Annotated in this window: 17 protein-coding genes and 2 pseudogenes; 11 read left to right on the top strand and 8 right to left on the bottom strand. The window is 32.9% G+C overall.

Translation table 11 applies throughout. From position 1 onward, the window contains the following. The 4 genes and pseudogenes from DUZ96_RS00250 to DUZ96_RS00235 form a co-directional block, all read left to right on the top strand. Positions 1-179, top strand: a 179-nt coding sequence (locus DUZ96_RS00250; RefSeq protein WP_147267035.1) for a T9SS type B sorting domain-containing protein, incomplete at its 5' end; no start/stop codon positions are given. 7 nt (positions 180-186) lie between these two features. After that, positions 187-1,197, top strand: coding sequence for a type IX secretion system membrane protein PorP/SprF (locus DUZ96_RS00245; RefSeq protein WP_114299302.1), 1,011 nt, complete (start codon positions 187-189; stop codon positions 1,195-1,197). A gap of 145 nt (positions 1,198-1,342) precedes the next feature. Further along, a pseudogene (locus DUZ96_RS13175) lies at positions 1,343-1,602 on the top strand (LytR/AlgR family response regulator transcription factor); the annotation flags it as partial. Positions 1,603-1,604: 2 nt separating this feature from the next. Further along, entirely contained in the window at positions 1,605-2,126 is a 522-nt protein-coding gene (locus tag DUZ96_RS00235) for a gamma carbonic anhydrase family protein (RefSeq protein ID WP_114299300.1), read from the top strand. Between the two features lie 363 nt (positions 2,127-2,489). On the opposite strand, the gene murI is transcribed toward DUZ96_RS00235, so the two are convergent. From murI to DUZ96_RS00195, 8 genes are all read right to left on the bottom strand, one after another. After that, a complete protein-coding gene (gene murI / locus DUZ96_RS00230) occupies positions 2,490-3,269 on the bottom strand; it encodes a glutamate racemase (protein WP_114299298.1) in 780 nt (259 codons plus the stop codon). Between the two features lie 64 nt (positions 3,270-3,333). Beyond that, positions 3,334-3,834, bottom strand: coding sequence for an OmpH family outer membrane protein (locus tag DUZ96_RS00225; RefSeq protein ID WP_114299296.1), 501 nt, complete (start codon positions 3,832-3,834; stop codon positions 3,334-3,336). A 29-nt stretch (positions 3,835-3,863) separates the two neighbouring features. Continuing rightward, the gene (locus DUZ96_RS00220; RefSeq protein WP_258774273.1) at positions 3,864-5,030 is read right to left on the bottom strand and encodes an OmpH family outer membrane protein; all 1,167 of its coding nucleotides are present in this window, start codon (positions 5,028-5,030) and stop codon (positions 3,864-3,866) included. Between the two features lie 152 nt (positions 5,031-5,182). After that, complete coding sequence (locus DUZ96_RS00215) at positions 5,183-7,753, bottom strand: outer membrane protein assembly factor (RefSeq protein WP_114299292.1); 2,571 nt, start codon at positions 7,751-7,753, stop codon at positions 5,183-5,185. After that, complete coding sequence (locus DUZ96_RS00210) at positions 7,722-8,465, bottom strand: isoprenyl transferase (RefSeq protein WP_114299291.1); 744 nt, start codon at positions 8,463-8,465, stop codon at positions 7,722-7,724. Before DUZ96_RS00210 ends, DUZ96_RS00215 begins: the two co-directional genes overlap by 32 nt. Then, the gene (locus DUZ96_RS00205) at positions 8,466-9,155 is read right to left on the bottom strand and encodes a DUF6089 family protein (RefSeq protein ID WP_114299289.1); all 690 of its coding nucleotides are present in this window, start codon (positions 9,153-9,155) and stop codon (positions 8,466-8,468) included. Positions 9,156-9,254: 99 nt separating this feature from the next. Then, complete coding sequence (locus tag DUZ96_RS00200; RefSeq protein WP_114299287.1) at positions 9,255-10,133, bottom strand: NAD kinase; 879 nt, start codon at positions 10,131-10,133, stop codon at positions 9,255-9,257. 5 nt (positions 10,134-10,138) lie between these two features. After that, positions 10,139-10,795: a CBS domain-containing protein gene (locus DUZ96_RS00195; protein ID WP_114299285.1), complete on the bottom strand. Its 657-nt coding sequence runs from the start codon at positions 10,793-10,795 to the stop codon at positions 10,139-10,141. 93 nt (positions 10,796-10,888) lie between these two features. On the opposite strand from DUZ96_RS00195, the gene DUZ96_RS00190 reads away from it, so the two are divergent. The 7 genes and pseudogenes from DUZ96_RS00190 (at position 10,889) to clpX (ending at position 16,497) form a co-directional block, all read left to right on the top strand. Continuing rightward, entirely contained in the window at positions 10,889-11,602 is a 714-nt protein-coding gene (locus tag DUZ96_RS00190) for a pyridoxine 5'-phosphate synthase (RefSeq protein ID WP_114299283.1), read from the top strand. Then, complete coding sequence (locus DUZ96_RS00185) at positions 11,599-12,369, top strand: alpha/beta fold hydrolase (RefSeq protein ID WP_181855201.1); 771 nt, start codon at positions 11,599-11,601, stop codon at positions 12,367-12,369. The genes DUZ96_RS00190 and DUZ96_RS00185 overlap by 4 nt, the downstream gene beginning before the upstream one ends. 80 nt (positions 12,370-12,449) lie before the next feature. Then, a pseudogene (locus DUZ96_RS00180) lies at positions 12,450-12,710 on the top strand (hypothetical protein); the annotation flags it as partial. A gap of 2 nt (positions 12,711-12,712) precedes the next feature. Beyond that, the gene (locus DUZ96_RS00175) at positions 12,713-13,063 is read left to right on the top strand and encodes a phage holin family protein (protein ID WP_114299279.1); all 351 of its coding nucleotides are present in this window, start codon (positions 12,713-12,715) and stop codon (positions 13,061-13,063) included. Positions 13,064-13,139: 76 nt separating this feature from the next. Then, positions 13,140-14,462, top strand: a complete 1,323-nt coding sequence (tig, locus tag DUZ96_RS00170) for a trigger factor (RefSeq protein ID WP_114299277.1) — start codon at positions 13,140-13,142, stop codon at positions 14,460-14,462. An 87-nt stretch (positions 14,463-14,549) separates the two neighbouring features. After that, a complete protein-coding gene (gene clpP / locus DUZ96_RS00165; RefSeq protein WP_114299275.1) occupies positions 14,550-15,224 on the top strand; it encodes an ATP-dependent Clp endopeptidase proteolytic subunit ClpP in 675 nt (224 codons plus the stop codon). A gap of 43 nt (positions 15,225-15,267) precedes the next feature. After that, on the top strand, positions 15,268-16,497 hold the full coding sequence (gene clpX / locus DUZ96_RS00160) for an ATP-dependent Clp protease ATP-binding subunit ClpX (RefSeq protein WP_114299273.1): 1,230 nt from the start codon (positions 15,268-15,270) through the stop codon (positions 16,495-16,497). Positions 16,498-16,623 lie beyond the last annotated feature (126 nt).

The following is a 16,623-nucleotide window of genomic DNA, read 5'->3' as shown; positions in this document are numbered from 1 at the left end:
ATATATTTGACCGCTACGGCAAACTTCTGAAGCAGATCAGCCCTACGGGATCCGGATGGGACGGGACCTACAACGGGAACAGCATGCCGAGTAACGATTACTGGTTCACCGTAGAGTACGACGAGCCGATAACAAACCAAAGGAAGGAACTGAAAGCCCATTTTACCTTGAAACGATAATAAAGAGATGAATTTGAAAAAGTATAGTTTAATAACATTTATAGCCTTAATAGTTAATTTTAGTTTTGGGCAAGAGGGTATTCCTATTTATTCGGATTATTTGACTGACAATTATTATTTAATTCATCCATCAATGGCTGGTGTAGCTAATTGTGCAAAAATTAGAATGACTGCAAGGCAACAATGGTTTGGTATTGATGATGCTCCTAGCCTACAAACAATAAGTGCGAATGGAAGAGTTGGAGAATCGCCTGTTGGAATTGGAGGTGTTGTTTTTAATGATTCAAATGGGTATCATTCTACAGTAGGCGGTTATGCTACATTTGCTTATCACTTAATGTTTTCAAGAAATGAGATTGATTTAAATATGCTTTCATTTGGATTAAGTGCTGGATTTTTGCAGTATAAGTTAGATGAAACAGATTTTTTAGCACCAGGAGAATTTGATCAGTTAATCGCAGGAATTGAACAAAGTGCAACAAACTTCAATATTGACTTTGGGTTTTCATATCAATTCCTAGATTTTTACGCACATTTCACTGCGAAGAACATTCTTAAAAATGAAGGAATAAACTTCAATGAACAAGGATTTGAATTTGATAATTTAAGAACCTATTTATTTTCTACAGGATATGTTTTTAGTAAATATGGTAGTGATTGGAGTTATGAGCCATCTGTAATGTTAATGCATAGAGATGCGACTGAGGAAACGACTATTGATATAAACGCTAAGGTTTATAGAGAAATGGACTTTGGTAAAGTTTGGGGAGGATTATCATACAGACGTAGTTTAGATGGAGCTGAATTTGTTGACGGTTCTGGAATTAGTAATCAAAAATTACAATATTTTACGCCGTTCATTGGAGTTGATTATAATCAATTCGTTTTTGCATATACCTATTCTTATCAAGCAAATACAATTAATTTTAATACAGGTGGTTTCCACCAAATTACTCTAGGATATAATTTTAATTGTAGACGTGAGAAATACGAGTGTAACTGTCCAGCTGTAAATTAATAAATAAAAAAAGGCTCAAAAAATTTCAACCTTTCTTATTACCAAATAGAATCCTCAGTCTTATTATGAAATTTAATTAATTTATTATCCCGTTTTCTAATCCATTTTTTGATTCGGTGGATTTATTGAAATAATAGATACTACAGACATAATGTGTTACAAAGCAGATGACAGTTACACTGAAATATATTTAAATAACAAAAAAATTAGTGACTAAAACTCAAAAATATTGAAGAAGGTCTAAAGGATGGTAATTTTGCAAGAGTTCATAAAAGTTATTTAGTCAATATCAATGAAATTGTAAAATACGTGAAAGGAGAAGGAGGAAGTGCTATGTTAAGTAATGGAAAAGAGCTTATGGTATTGGCTTCTAGAAAATCTGAATTGTTATCTTATTTTAAATAATTATGCCAATTATAAAACAAGTAAGAGGAATAAATCCTCAAATACCAGAAGATTGTTTCGTCGCAGAGAATGCAACAATTGTAGGAGAAGTCATAATGGGGAAAAAATGCAGTGTATGGTTTAATGCTGTAATTAGAGGAGATGTGCATTTTATAAGAATGGGTAATAAAGTTAATGTACAGGATGGTGCTGTGATACATGCCACATACCAGAAATCTCCGACGACGATTGGTAATAATGTTTCCATAGGGCATAATGCAATTGTGCATGGATGTACTATACATGATAATGTTCTTGTGGGTATGGGTAGTATAATAATGGATGAATGTATTGTAGAAAGTAACTGTATAATTGCTGCAGGCGCTGTTGTAACCCAGAATACAATTGTTGAGTCTGGAAGTATCTATGCAGGTGTACCAGCTAAAAAGGTTAAAGATATAAGTGTTGAGTTAATTTCTGGTGAAATAGACAGAATTGCGAATAATTATGTGAAGTATTCAAGTTGGTTTAAAACCGATTCTTGAGAATCTCAGTCAATTCCTCAATACTTTGGATGGAATTTAGTTTTTCATTATTTAATATAGGAGTTAACAGTTTATTCATAAGTTTTAATACAGAAGGATATTCAACTCTAATATTTGGATAGATGGCTTCAAATTCATCTTTATGGTAAAAGATCAAATAAGGGTTACTTTCATCTCTAAAATTTTTCCATGTATTTTTTTCAGAAAAGGCATTGTAAGTTAGGGTGCATAAACTGTAAGGATAGGTTTTTTGGACTTAATAGTTTGTGTCCTGCATCAAATAGGGCATTTAACTTAGCTGAATTGACATTATATATAAAAATGAACTTCACTATATTAATACATGACAGAACATATTCCTTACTAAAATTCTAAAAACGAAGTATCAAACCTATTATTAAGAATTGAGTTGAGTACTACAATATCTCTATTAGAATACAATTTTATTAAAGGCTTAGTCATATTGGAGTTTAGTAAGTCATTTGCCTTTAATATAGCTTGAGTTTGCTTGGCAACTGCTAGCCCAGAATCTATAATAGTTACCTTTTTAGGCAACATCTTTTCCAAAATTGGAATTAAATATGGATAATGTGTGCAACCTAAAACTAAATAATCTATATCTGCTTTGATCATTGGGTCAATATAGTTTTTTAATAAAGCCAGCATCTTTTTTGAATTTAATTGACCTGTTTCAATTAAAGGAACAATGCCTTCACCAACTTGTTCAATGACTTTTATACCACTAGCATATAAGTCCGTGGTCTTATGAAATAATTGACTACTCAAAGTACCTCTTGTAGCCAGGATACCGACTACTTTAGTCCTAGTCTTTAAGGCTGCTGGTTTAATTGCAGGTTCAATTCCTATAAAAGGCACTTCATATTTTTCTCTTAAATAGGATATGGCATTTGTTGTAGCAGTGTTGCATGCAACTACAATAATTTTACATCCTTCGTCAAGCAATAATTCTGTATTTTTGATACTTAGGTGAACAATTTCATCCTTTGTTTTATTACCATAAGGCGCATGTTTACTGTCTGCCAAATAAATAAAGTGTTCAGCCGGTAGTAGGCTATGTATCTCCTTAAAAATAGAAGTTCCTCCAATGCCAGAATCGAATATTCCTATGGGTTTATTACTCATTATCACAAAAATAAAAAGTCGCTTATTAAATAAGCGACTTTAATAATATTTATTTGAGTCTGAATTATAATCCTAATTCAGCCTTTACGTCTGCCATTAAATTTTTTCCCTTAGCAACAATTAATCCTCCTGCCTCAAGCACATATTCAATATTTTGTGCAGTAGCAACTTTTTCAATTGCACTCTTCGCTTTTTCTGTAATTGGCTTTAATAGATCAAATTCCTTTTTTTGCAGGTCTTGTTGAGCTTGTTGCTGGTATTGACCTAAGCTTTGCTTCATTTCCTCAACTTCTTGCATACGCTTTTGATTCTCTTCTTGTGTCTGGCTTGGTGCTTCAGCATCGTACTGCTTTAATTTTGTCTCAAGTTCTTTAATAGAGCCTTCTATTGTTTGTTGATAGGTTTTCCCAAGTTTTTCAATTTCCGCTTGTGCAGCTTTATACTCAGGCATAGCTTTTATTAGTTCTTGTGTGTCAATATGTGCAATACTACTTTGTGCAGCTGTAAAACTAGTAGCTCCTATAAAAAGTGCTGTTGCAAATAATAAAGTTTTTAAATGTTTCATTTTTTCTAAGTTGTATTTGTGTGTTATAATTAATTATTTCCTTCCTCTTTCTTAGCTTTTGCTATAGAATCTCTCTTTTTTAGTTGTTTCTCTCGTTCTTCACGAGCTTTTTTACGCTCTTCGATTATTTGTTTTTTTCTATCTTCTAATGCTTTCTTTCTGGCCTCTCTTTCCTTTAATTTTTCCTGACGCTTTTCTTCTAAAATCTCAGCTTGTGTTTTAGGCTTTGTTGTTTTACTTGAGTCTTTTTTTGGTTCAGCTTCAGGTTTATTGGTTTCTATTTTATCCTTACTTTTTTCTTTTGCAACCTCTCCTACAACTGCTCCTTCTTTAGTTTTAGTTTTGGCTTCTGTTTCTTTCTTAATTGTTTCTGTCTTAGCTTCAGTCTCTGCTCCAGTATTATTCGGAGCATTTCTTGCCTCAAGAACCTTTCTACGTCTTTCCTCTGCCTCACGCTTTTTTGCTTCCCTTGTTTCTTGCTGTTGCTTTCTTCTTTCTTCAAGAGCTTTTTCTCTTTCAGCGCGTTTAGCCGCTAATTCAGCTTCACGAGTTGCTTTGCGTTCTTCTAAGGCTTTCTGACGTTCATCCTTTTCTGAATCTACAATTGGTACAACTTCTTCCTCTTCTAATTCCTTTCTTTCTTTTTTGCTTCTCGCTTGAGTCCTCTTAGATGTTCTAGTAATAGTTCTTAGAACTTGCTCACTAATGTCATATCGTTCAGCTGAATAAAGCATAACAACGTCAGCAGATTTATCAAAAACAAAATCATATTTCTTTGTTGAAGCTATCTCTTGTACAGCTGAAAAAATTTGATCTTGAATAGGAGCAATTAATTGTCTTTTTTGAATCATTAAATCTCCATTAGGACCAAAACGTTTTTGTTGATAATCTAAAATCTCAGCTTCTTCAAAAGATATGTCTTCCATTCGTTCTTCATAGAGCTCCTTGGTTAAAAGAACACTTTCATTTTCAAGTTCTTTCTTCTTCTGCTCAATGGCGCTAAGCTGTTTTTCAATTTCAGATTTCCATTGCAATACTTTCTTGTCTAATTGCGTAGTAGCTTCTTGATATTCAGGGACATTTTGTAAAATGTATTCAGTATCTATATAACCAATCCTAACACCACGTTGTGCCATAGCACTAAAGCTCATTAACCCAGTAATTGCCAGTAAAAAAAGAACTTTAAATTTCATCATGAGTATGTTTTTATTAAGAGTCTTTAATGGTGTGACCAAATGTTTCACTTGTTTTGAGTATTACTTTACTTCAAATTAACGAAATATATTCTTAAAAATTTTAACACCATGATGAAATCCTTATATAGCTTTCAGAAAATATCGTGCCAAACTTAAAATTGTTGTCCGATAATGAAATGAGTTTCCCATCCATTTTTAACAGTTTGACCTGGTAATGGATCGAAACCATGACCAAAATCTATACCCAATAATCCAAAGGCTGGCATAAATATTCTTAAACCAACACCTGCAGATCTATTGAGATCAAACGGATTGAAATCTCTAAAGCTATTAACAGATGCTCCAGCTTCTAGAAAAGTTAAAGCATAAATTTTAGCTTGTGCACCCAAAGTTACAGGATACCTCAATTCTAATGAAAACTTATTATATATTGATCCACCATCTTGAGTAGATAGCGATTGATTTGGATAACCACGTAACTGAATTATTTCTCTTCCATCTAATGAAAAGTTTCCTAGACCATCACCACCAAGGAAGAATCTTTCGAAAGGTATAACACCTCTATCATTGTTATATGCGCCTAAAAAACCAAATTCTACACTCGGTCTTAAAACGAGCTTTTTAGTTAATTCGGTATACCAATCTGCTTTAAACTTTATTTTGTAAAATTCTAACCAATTAAAGCGTTCTTGGTCAATTTCACCAATGCGCTCCAAATCATCTGGATCAGTTGGATCTAGCGATTCCCTTTCATCAGCTAAGGCTTCATAATCAACACCATTAACCAAGGAATATGGAAAAGTAGCTTTTGCTGATATAGAGAAGTTTGATCCGCCGGTTGGATATATAGGGTCGTTGTAAAGGTTATTTCTACTTAAACCAATGGTATAAGATAAATTATTTGAGGTTCCGTTTCCAAATGTAAAGAGCCCTGTATTATAATTATTAAGATCATAATGCTGAAAACTAATTGCTTGAGAAAGCAAAAAGAAATCATCTGGTTTCTTTAATCTGGTAGATGCACCAAACGTTATACCTGTAATATTAAAACTTCTACTTTTATCTGCTCTTCTACTTTGAGGATCAAATAAAAATTGTCTAGAATAGGATAATGAAGTTGAAAGTTGGAATGGTTTTTTACCACCTAACCATGGTTCACTAAAAGAAAAACTATAAGTCTGAAAGAACTGACTAGCCTGAAGCCTTAATGCTAAACTTTGACCATCACCTCTAGGTACTGGCTTATATGCTTCCTTTTTAAATATGTCTTTTATTGCAAAGTTGTTAAAAGATAAACCTAGTGTTCCGATAAAGCCACCACCACCGTAACCACCTTGTAATTGAATCTGGCTAGAGCCTTGCTCTACAACTGAATACTCAACATCGAGAGTTCCATCAACAGGGTTTGGGTTTTTGATATTTGGAGCAATTTGCTGAGCGTCAAAAAAGCCTAATTGACCAAGCTCTCTAATAGTTCTAATAATTTTCGCCTTACTATACAATTGTCCTGGACGAGTTCTAATTTCTCTATAAATAACATGGTCGTTAGTAACATCATTTCCAACTACAGTTACATTATTAAAATAGGCTGGTTTACCCTCTGAAATTCTTATCTCCATATCAATAACATTGCCTTCTGCACTAACTTCTACGGGATTAATAGTAGAAAACATGTATCCGAAGTTTTGATATGCATTTGTTAAATCATTGGCATCAGGATTATTTGGATCTGCTATACGCTCTCTTAATTCAACACCATTATAAGTGTCTCCTGGTTTAATTTTTAAGATACTTGATAAATAGCTATCTGAATAAACCGTATTACCTACAAAATCTATTTTACCAAAGGTGTATTTTTCACCTTCCTCAACATTAATATTTAAACTTATGGTGTTGTCATTGTTGTAAATAATTGAATCTGATACTACCCTGGCATCTCTATATCCTTTAGCTTTATAATAATCTACAACACTTACAAGGTCGGTTTTATAGTCTTCCTCAATGTACTTAGATCTTTTAAGAATACGAATTGGATTTTTCTGCTTCGTATTTTTCATTGCTTTACGAAGCTTTTTCCCTTTAATTTTTTCATTGCCGATAAAAGATATGTCCTTAATCTTAACCTTTTCACCTTTATCTATCTTAATAAGCATATTAACACGCTCCTTCTTAACTGAATCTATTACCTCAGAAGTGACTATGTTTATTTTAGCATTAAGAAATCCTTTCTTTTGGTATTTATTGGAAAGATAATTACGCGTATTAGCTATTAAATTTTCAGTAACCTTAACCCCAGATTGAAGATTGTTTTCTTGGATGATTTCATCTTTTTTTCCTTTTTTTACCCCAGATATCGTAAGGTCCAATAATTCTGGTAAATCCATAAGGTTAATCTCTAGATTTGCAGTATTCCCATCAATGTTAGTTATGTATATATCTATACTGCTAAATAGGTTAGATTTCCACAATGTTTTTACAGCATTTGCTATTTTCTCGCCACCTATTTGAATTTCTTCATTTTTTCTGAGTTTAGAATAAGCTATAATTGTTTGTGGACTAAAATTAGTATTTCCAGTAACTGCAATTTCTTTAATTAAATACTTAGCGCCTTCAACCTGAGCATTAATAGTTATCGTTGCAATAAAGAACAATACTATGGTTAAAAACGTTGTAAAGGAGATTAGTACTCTATTAAGGGGTAAGTTGTTCGCTTGTTTTTCCAAATCTTCGTTCTCTATTTTGATAATTTATGAGGGCCTCATACAGATTTTCTTTTTTAAAATCTGGCCATAAAATATCTGTAAAATATAATTCTGCATAGGCGATTTGCCAAAGCAAAAAATTACTAATTCGTTGTTCTCCACTTGTTCTAATTAGTAGGTCAACGTCTGGTAAATTTTGCGTGTAAAGATGCTTATTTATAATGGATTCATCAATACTTTCAGAGGAAATTATATTATTTTTAACTTTAACTGATAATTCCTTAATGACATTAACAATTTCTTCCCGAGAACCATAGCTTAACGCTAAAGTTAATGTCATATTCGTATTATTTTTCGTTTTTTCTATAACATCTAATAGTTCAGAATGTGCCTTTTTAGGTAAATCTTTTAAGCAACCAATAGCAGAAAGTCTAATATCATTCTCTTGTAAAGTTTTAATCTCTTTTTTTAAAGACCTGACCAACAACTTCATTAAAGTTTGCACTTCTAATTTTGGTCTATTCCAGTTTTCTGTTGAAAACGCATAAAGGGTGAGGTTTTTTATACCAAGTTCAGCACTAGCTTCTACTGTTTCCCTTACAGCTTTTGTTCCGTTTTCATGACCAATGACACGCACTAATCCTTTCTGTTTTGCCCAGCGTCCATTACCGTCCATTATTATGGCAACATGGTTAGGTAGTTTGTTTTTGTTTATTTGGTCTTTTAAGCTCATTTAAAAATTACAATAGCAAGGTCTTCTTCCAAAGGTGTAAGTTAGTGTAAATCCTGTAAATACATACCAATCATTACTATTAGTATTTCCAAAACTAAATCGTTCTCTAAATTCTGCATCTGGAACGCTTCCATCAATCTCGTCAGTAAAGGTATATCTTGCGCCAATTTCTGCTGCTAGGACCAAATGATTTGAGATGTTAGTTTTATAGCCTAAAACCATTGGTATTCCATAGGCCCAACTAGAAGTGTTTTCAGATGTTATAATGCCGTTTTCATCAAAATAGAAATTATCATGATTTGTTGTAGTTATACCAGTATATAAATATGGTGTACCTTGTATGCCTACCTCATGAAGATCAAAATCCCAAAAGGTAAACTCCATACCCACAGAAATTTCTAATATATCGTTACTAAAACTATAGCCTCTTTCTACTCGCCTAGGATCACTAGATTTAGTATCAAGCCCTTCTAATTCGCTAAAAATAATTGACGCTCTAAAGGAATGTCTGGAGCTTCTATTCCATTTAAAAATAGCACCTAATGCAGGTTGATTTGGAGAAATGTAATTGGTAGCTCCAACATCACCTATAAAATTACTTCCGCCAGCAAAAATACCAACTTCATAAATCTGAGCGTCTATTGTTTGGCTTATGAAAATACTCAATATAACTAGGAAAAAATACCTCATAAAATTCTCAAAGTTTGCAAATATAATAATTATGATGAGCCTTTAACAATTTGAATTAAATTGTCTTAGAGATAAACAGATTAAATGGGTATTTATTGTTTAGTTTCTACGATCTTCTCCCCAGAGTAATTTTTTTCTTAATGTATCTAAAAATGACTCATCAATCAATTCTACCATTCTTATTACAAAGTCAGCTTTTTTAATAATCACCTTAGTGCTGTTTGGTAAAGTAATGATCCGGGAATCTAGTGACAAGAGAAACTGGTCCTCTCTACCGTCAACTTTAAACTTCACTGACGTGTTATCTGGTATTATTAGAGGCCTGGCACTGAGGTTATGCGGTGCAATAGGCGTTAATACAAAGTTGTTAGCATCCGGTGTAATAACAGGTCCTCCACAACTTAATGAATAACCTGTCGAACCTGTAGGTGTGGAAAGTATAAGGCCGTCCGCCCAATATGAGGTTAAATATTCATTATTAAGGTGAGTTTCAACAGTAATCATTGAGGTTGTATTCTTCCTACTTATGGCAATTTCGTTTAGTGCGAAGTTCGTGTTTTCAATATCCTCATTCATTGGACTAGTTGTAACACTTAACAATGAACGCTCTGATATTTTATAGGCACCTTTGAATATTTCATTCAAGGCATTTGAGATTTCATCTGTTTGTATTGTTGCCAGAAATCCTAAGCGCCCAGTATTTATACCTACAATCGGAATCCCTAAATCTCTTACAAAAGTTATTGCTCTTAGAATTGTACCGTCTCCTCCAATACTAATTAATAGATTAAAGGAATCGTCCAGGGTATTGAAAAGATTTACAGATGAATTCTCTTGAATAGAATCAGTTTGCTTGCTTAAAAAACCTGATTCTACAAAGACATCTACGTTATGTTCTAAGAGTATTGTTAGAAGAAAATTAAAGGCCTCTTGGTTGGATTCCTTCGCATAATTTTGACCATAAACAGCAATTTTCATAGCAATTACATGTTTAAATATTTATCAAGATATTGTGAGCGTTCTTTCAAACTATTTAGATAAGTGTCATCTTCATGACCCGAAACTATATTGTAACTGTAACGTCTAAACGTCTGAATAACTTCATTGAGACTAGCGTTGGTAATCTTTAACGTAACCTTGACGAGATCTCCATCCATTTTTGAAATAAAGGCACCGAGTAATTTTGCATCATTAGATTCAACAATCTGGCTAATTTCACTGAAAGAATAGTCATTAATACCCTTTTCAACAATTATTATTCCGCCTGGCTCAGAAAAAAATGGAGTTTCATTAAATAAGTGAATAATATCATTTAGTTCATAATAACCAATATAGGTATTATCCATCCTTAACACAGGCATTATGTTAGAATCGTTTTGTGCAAAAGCCTCTAAAACATCAAGCCAATTTGTGGTGTCTCTAACGTAGAAGCCCTCTACAGCATAATTACAATCGCTTATAGAACTTGCACCATCAAAACAGTGCGCGTCTGTTTCAGAAATACAACCCATATAAATTCCATCTTTGTGAATTGGAACATGCGAATAAGTCAGATTATTAAATAGTAATTGTAAATCACTTATTTTATCTGTTATACAGAGTGGTTTAATATCATTTATTATGTATTGCTGTAATTGCATTATGGGACCATTAATTAGGTGCAAATTAATCAAAAATAACCACAAAAAGCGTCATGTACTTCGTATTTTTGTGTTTCAAAAAATTGAGATCAAATGACCAAGTTAAGTGTTAATGTTAATAAGATTGCCACACTAAGAAACAGTAGAGGAGGTGACCTACCAAATGTTGTTCAGTTCGCAAAGGATGTTCAAATATTCGGAGCAGAAGGGGTTACGATACATCCGAGACCTGATGAAAGACATATTAGATATCAAGACGCATACGATTTAAAACCAGTAGTACATACAGAATATAATATTGAAGGTAATCCAATACCCAAGTTTATTGATCTGGTTTTAGACATAAAACCAACTCAAGTGACTTTAGTCCCAGATGCTGAGGATGCAATAACATCAAATGCTGGTTGGGACACCATAAAGCACAAAGATTTTTTAGTTGATGTAATTAAGGAATTTAAGAGCAATGGTATAAGAACCTCCATTTTTGTAGATCCAGAACTGAACCAGATTGAAGGTGCAAAAGAAACGGGTACAGATAGAATAGAATTATATACAGAGGCATTTGCACATCAATTTAAACTTGGGAATAAAGAAGGTATTAAACCTTATATGGAATGTGCTGGTTTAGCAAATTCGTTAGAATTAGGCATTAATGCTGGACATGATTTATCATTGGATAATATAAAATTCTTTAAGGAAAATATTATAGGACTCCTTGAGGTGTCAATCGGGCACGCATTGGTATCGGAAAGTCTTTATCTTGGAGTTGAAAATGTAATTCAAATGTATTTGCACAGACTACAATGATTCTACATTCTAATGTTATTGGCGAAGGTAATCCCTTCATAATATTGCACGGATTTTTAGGTATGGGTGATAATTGGAAAACCCTAGCCAGAAAGTTTTCAGAATCAAATTTCCAAGTTCATTTAGTAGATCAGAGAAATCATGGTCGTAGTTTCCATTCAGATGAATTTGACTATGAGCTTCTAGCAGAAGACTTAAAGAATTATTGCGAAAGCAAACGAATGTCTGAGATTATTTTGTTAGGTCATTCAATGGGAGGAAAAACAGCCATGTTATTTGCTTCAAAACACCCGGATTTAGTAAAAAAATTAATTGTTGCAGATATTTCACCAAGATATTACCCTGTACATCATAATATTATTTTAGAAGGGTTAAGCCAATTAGATTTTTCATTCGTCAAAACGAGACTTGAAGCAGACCGGGTGTTAGAGGAATATGTTCCGCAAATCGGAGTTAGGCAATTTTTGCTGAAAAATCTCTATTGGGTACATAAAGGTGAACTAGGATTGAGAATAAACCTTAAAGTTTTAAAAGAAAATGTATCTGAGGTTGGTGAGGCTTTACCTCCACATGCTATTTTTGAGAAAGACACCTTGTTTTTGAGAGGAGATCGTTCCGAATATATCATGGAAAACGATGAGATGTTAATTAAAAGACAGTTCCCAAATTCTCAAATTATTACAATCAATAACTCTGGTCATTGGTTGCATGCTGAAAATCCTCAGGAATTTTATGTAACTGTGGTAAATTTCCTTTTAATTAATTAGCGATTAAAAGATTTTTCATGAAACAATTGACACTAATCATTTTACTTTCTTTAGGTATTCATTATTTAGATACACAGTAAGATGGACCGTATAAAGAATATTATGACACTGGAGAACTTATGGTTGAAGGACAGTTTTTTACAGGAAAACGATCAGGCGATTGGACAAGTTATTACAAAAATGGAAAAGTGGAGGTTGGAAAAATAAAGACTTCAAATGAAAATATGGAATATGAAGCAAACAGAGTTTTAAATTTGCTGCCAAATATTCAACCTGTTATCCAAAGAGGTGTGCCAGTTGTAGTACCTTTGTCAATACCAATAGTATTTCAAATTCAATAATTATGAATATCATTATTAGACTTTTATTAAATGCCCTTGCTGTTTTTATTCTTGCTCATGTATTAGAAGGAGTTCGTGTGAATGGTTATTTAGGTGCAGTAATAGTAGCTATTGTCATTGCAGTATTAAATGTATTGGTTAAACCATTGCTTATTCTTTTAACCTTGCCAGTAACCATAATGACATTGGGTCTTTTCTTATTGGTTATAAATGCATTAATTATCCTATTAGCAGATAAATTAGTTGATGGTTTTGGCGTTTCAAGTTTTTTAACTGCTTTGTTGTTTAGTATCTTATTATCCATTCTTCAATCAATACTCCATTCAATTTTTAAAGAGAAGAAGAAACCATAACAAATCAACGGCTTAAAGTATTGTTGGGTTGTAAAAAATATTGTATTTTTGCAGCCCAAATTTAGTTACAATAATAATGAATATCACTAGAGAGAACATCGACCAGCTTAATGCGGTAGTAAAAGTAGATATCGCAAAAGAAGATTATAGCGATAAAGTTGAAAAAATATTAACTGATTACCGTAAATCTGCTAATATACCTGGGTTTAGAAAAGGACATGTGCCAATGAGCTTAGTTAAAAAGCAATATGGTAAAGCAGTTCTTGTTGATGAGGTAAATAAATTATTACAAGATGCAATCGGTAAGTATTTAGTTGAGGAAAAGTTAGACGTTTTAGGAAACCCTTTACCAAAACCTCAAGACAATTTAGATTGGGATTCTGATGCATTTTCATTTGAGTTTGAACTTGGTTTGGCTCCAGAATTTGACGTTAAGTTAAAGGGTAAAAAAGCAATAACACGTTATAACATAGTTGCAGATGATAAAATGATTGACAATCAGGTTGATCACATCAGAAAACAATATGGAAAATTAATTTCAGAAACTGAGATAGCTAAGGAATCTGAAGTGACAGGTAAATTTACCAGCGAAGAAAATGGTATTGAAAATGTTGCTACATTTACTTTAGACAAATTAAAAGGAAAAACAAATCCTAAGAAGTTCATTGGTGCAAAAGTTGGTGAAGTGATTAGCTTAAAGACTAAAGGATTATTTAATGATGTTCACGATTTATTGACTTTCTTAAAAGTTTCTCACGATGATGCTCATAATTTAAATGTGGAAGTAGATTTTGAAGTTAGCGAAATAAACTCAAGAGAATTAGCCGATTTGGATCAAGAGTTGTTTGATAAACTTTTTGGAAAAGCTGTGGTGACTACTGTAACTGAATTGAAAGAAAAGATAAAAAAAGACTCTGAAAAGCAATTTGAACAACAAGGAGATCAAAAATTATTAAATGATGTTACCGAGTATTTGGTAGACAATACAAAGTTTGATTTACCTGCAACATTTTTGCAAAAATGGATGCAGACTGCTGGAGAAGAGCCAATGACTGAGGAGCAAGCTCAAGAAGAATACAAGAAGTCTGAGAAAAGTATGCGATATCAATTAATTGAAGGTAAATTAATTAATGAGTATGATTTACAAGTTCAATTTGAAGATTTAAAAGCCTACGCACTAGAAATGATCAAAGGACAAATGGCTCAATTTGGTCAAATGAATCCTTCGGAAAAGGAATTAGAGGATATTGCAGCTCGCATATTATCTAAGCAAGATGAGGTAAAGAGACTTTCTGAACAGTTAATGAGTCAGAAATTATTAGACTTGTATAAAAAAGAAGCAAATCTTAAAACCAAAGAAATCACTTATGATGATTTTGTAAAAGAATTTTACAGTTAATCAGTCTGTAAAAATATTAGTATCTTTAAAGCGTAAAACTGAAAAGTTTTACGCTTTTTTTTTAAATCAAAAAACAATTTAAAATATATGAACTACGGTAAGGAATTTAAAAAATTCGCTATTAAAGACCAAGGTGTAAGCAGTACATATTATGATAGTGTAATAACCAGTATGTATCCTACAAATTTAACTCCTAACATTATAGAAGAGCGTCAGATGAATGCTGTTGCTATGGATGTTTTTTCAAGGTTAATGATGGATCGTATAATCTTTTTAGGAACTGGTGTAAATGACCAAGTAGCTAATATTATCCAGGCTCAGTTGTTATTCTTGCAAAGTGTGGATGCTTCAAAAGATGTTCAAATTTATATCAATTCACCAGGAGGCAGTGTTTATGCTGGATTAGGTATATATGACACAATGCAATTTATTAAACCAGACGTTGCTACTATTTGTACTGGTATTGCAGCTTCGATGGCGGCAGTATTACTATGTGCTGGAGAAAAAGGAAAAAGATCAGCTCTTAAGCACTCAAGAGTAATGATTCATCAACCGATGAGTGGTACCCAAGGTCAAGTATCTGATATGGAGATTGCTGTAAGGGAAACCATAAAGGTTAAAGAAGAACTTTATAACATTATTTCAAGTCATTCAGGTAAACCATATGAGCAAGTGGAGAAAGACTCAGATAGAGATTACTGGATGAAATCCAGTGAGGCATTAGAATACGGAATGATTGATGAGGTTTTAGAACGCAAGTAGTCCTTGTTGTTGAAGACTATATCTACAAATTAGAATTAATATTATGGCCAAAGAAGAATTAGAATGTTCGTTTTGCGGAAGGAAGAAGCCAGAGACAAATTTGCTTATAGCAGGACTTGATGCGCATATTTGCGATCGGTGTATCGAGCAAGCCCATGGAATTGTAATAGAAGAATCTAAGCAAGGTGGTAATTCAGAATTAAGTGCTGAATTGATGCTTCGAAAGCCTAAAGAAATAAAGGTATTCTTAGATGATTACATTATTGGGCAAGAGTATACAAAAAGAGTAATGTCTGTTGCAGTATATAATCATTATAAGCGATTGTTGCAACCACCATCTGATGATGAAATAGAAATACAAAAGAGTAACATCATAATGGTTGGTCAAACAGGTACTGGTAAAACTTTGATGGCAAAAACCATAGCCAGAATGTTGAATGTGCCTTTGGCTATAGTTGATGCAACAGTTCTTACTGAAGCTGGTTATGTTGGAGAAGACGTGGAGAGTATATTAACAAGATTACTTCAATCTGCAGATTATAACCTTGAAAAAGCGCAACGTGGAATTGTATTTATTGATGAAATTGATAAAATTGCGCGTAAAAGCGACAATCCATCTATTACTAGGGATGTTTCTGGTGAGGGTGTACAACAAGCCTTATTAAAATTATTAGAAGGAACTGTTGTTAATGTGCCACCAAAAGGAGGTCGTAAACATCCAGATCAAAAATTTATTGAAGTAAACACCGAGCATATATTGTTTATAGCAGGTGGTGCCTTTGATGGTATTGAACGTATTATTACCAAAAGACTAAATATGCAGGCTATTGGCTACAGTTCAATTAATACAGATACTGTTGATAATGACAACATTCTTCAATATATAATTCCAAAGGATCTTAAAGATTTTGGGTTAATACCTGAAATCATTGGAAGGCTACCTGTTTTGACTCATATGGATCCCTTAGATGCTAATACTTTGAGAGCTATTTTAACGGAGCCCAAAAACGCGATAATCAAACAGTATAAGAAACTGTTTGCAATGGACGAAGTTGACCTTAGTATTACTGAAGGTGCGCTTAACTATATTGTGGAAAAAGCAATTGAATATAAACTTGGTGCTCGTGGTCTTAGATCTTTATGTGAAGAAATATTAACTGAGGCAATGTTTGACTTACCAGGTTCAGGAGAGACAAAATTGAATGTTACCAAAACATATGCTGAAGATAGACTTTCTAAATCTACATTGAAAAAACTGAAGGCAGTCTCTTAAGACGTTTAGTGCTACTAAAACAGAAACCACAAGATCTAAATTAGATTTTGTGGTTTTTATATTTAGTTAGGATTGATTAATAAAATATTGCATGCAATATTGTTCTGTTGAGGAGATAAAATCATT

It is taken from the genome of Winogradskyella sp. KYW1333 (genome assembly GCF_003335675.1).
In the GTDB taxonomy this organism is placed as follows: domain Bacteria; phylum Bacteroidota; class Bacteroidia; order Flavobacteriales; family Flavobacteriaceae; genus Winogradskyella.
This window is presented reverse-complemented; position numbering and strand designations above follow the sequence as displayed.

Bases quoted from the DNA above. Each gene is read 5' to 3' on its own strand.
- DUZ96_RS00245 (WP_114299302.1), top strand. From the start codon at position 187: ATGAATTTGAAAAAGTATAGTTTAATAACATTTATAGCCTTAATAGTT.
- DUZ96_RS00235 (WP_114299300.1), top strand. From the start codon at position 1,605: ATGCCAATTATAAAACAAGTAAGAGGAATAAATCCTCAAATACCAGAA.
- murI (WP_114299298.1), bottom strand. From the start codon at position 3,269: ATGAGTAATAAACCCATAGGAATATTCGATTCTGGCATTGGAGGAACT.
- DUZ96_RS00225 (WP_114299296.1), bottom strand. From the start codon at position 3,834: ATGAAACATTTAAAAACTTTATTATTTGCAACAGCACTTTTTATAGGA.
- DUZ96_RS00220 (WP_258774273.1), bottom strand. From the start codon at position 5,030: ATGATGAAATTTAAAGTTCTTTTTTTACTGGCAATTACTGGGTTAATG.
- DUZ96_RS00210 (WP_114299291.1), bottom strand. From the start codon at position 8,465: ATGAGCTTAAAAGACCAAATAAACAAAAACAAACTACCTAACCATGTT.
- DUZ96_RS00205 (WP_114299289.1), bottom strand. From the start codon at position 9,155: ATGAGGTATTTTTTCCTAGTTATATTGAGTATTTTCATAAGCCAAACA.
- DUZ96_RS00200 (WP_114299287.1), bottom strand. From the start codon at position 10,133: ATGAAAATTGCTGTTTATGGTCAAAATTATGCGAAGGAATCCAACCAA.
- DUZ96_RS00195 (WP_114299285.1), bottom strand. From the start codon at position 10,795: ATGCAATTACAGCAATACATAATAAATGATATTAAACCACTCTGTATA.
- DUZ96_RS00190 (WP_114299283.1), top strand. From the start codon at position 10,889: ATGACCAAGTTAAGTGTTAATGTTAATAAGATTGCCACACTAAGAAAC.
- DUZ96_RS00185 (WP_181855201.1), top strand. From the start codon at position 11,599: ATGATTCTACATTCTAATGTTATTGGCGAAGGTAATCCCTTCATAATA.
- DUZ96_RS00175 (WP_114299279.1), top strand. From the start codon at position 12,713: ATGAATATCATTATTAGACTTTTATTAAATGCCCTTGCTGTTTTTATT.
- tig (WP_114299277.1), top strand. From the start codon at position 13,140: ATGAATATCACTAGAGAGAACATCGACCAGCTTAATGCGGTAGTAAAA.
- clpP (WP_114299275.1), top strand. From the start codon at position 14,550: ATGAACTACGGTAAGGAATTTAAAAAATTCGCTATTAAAGACCAAGGT.
- clpX (WP_114299273.1), top strand. From the start codon at position 15,268: ATGGCCAAAGAAGAATTAGAATGTTCGTTTTGCGGAAGGAAGAAGCCA.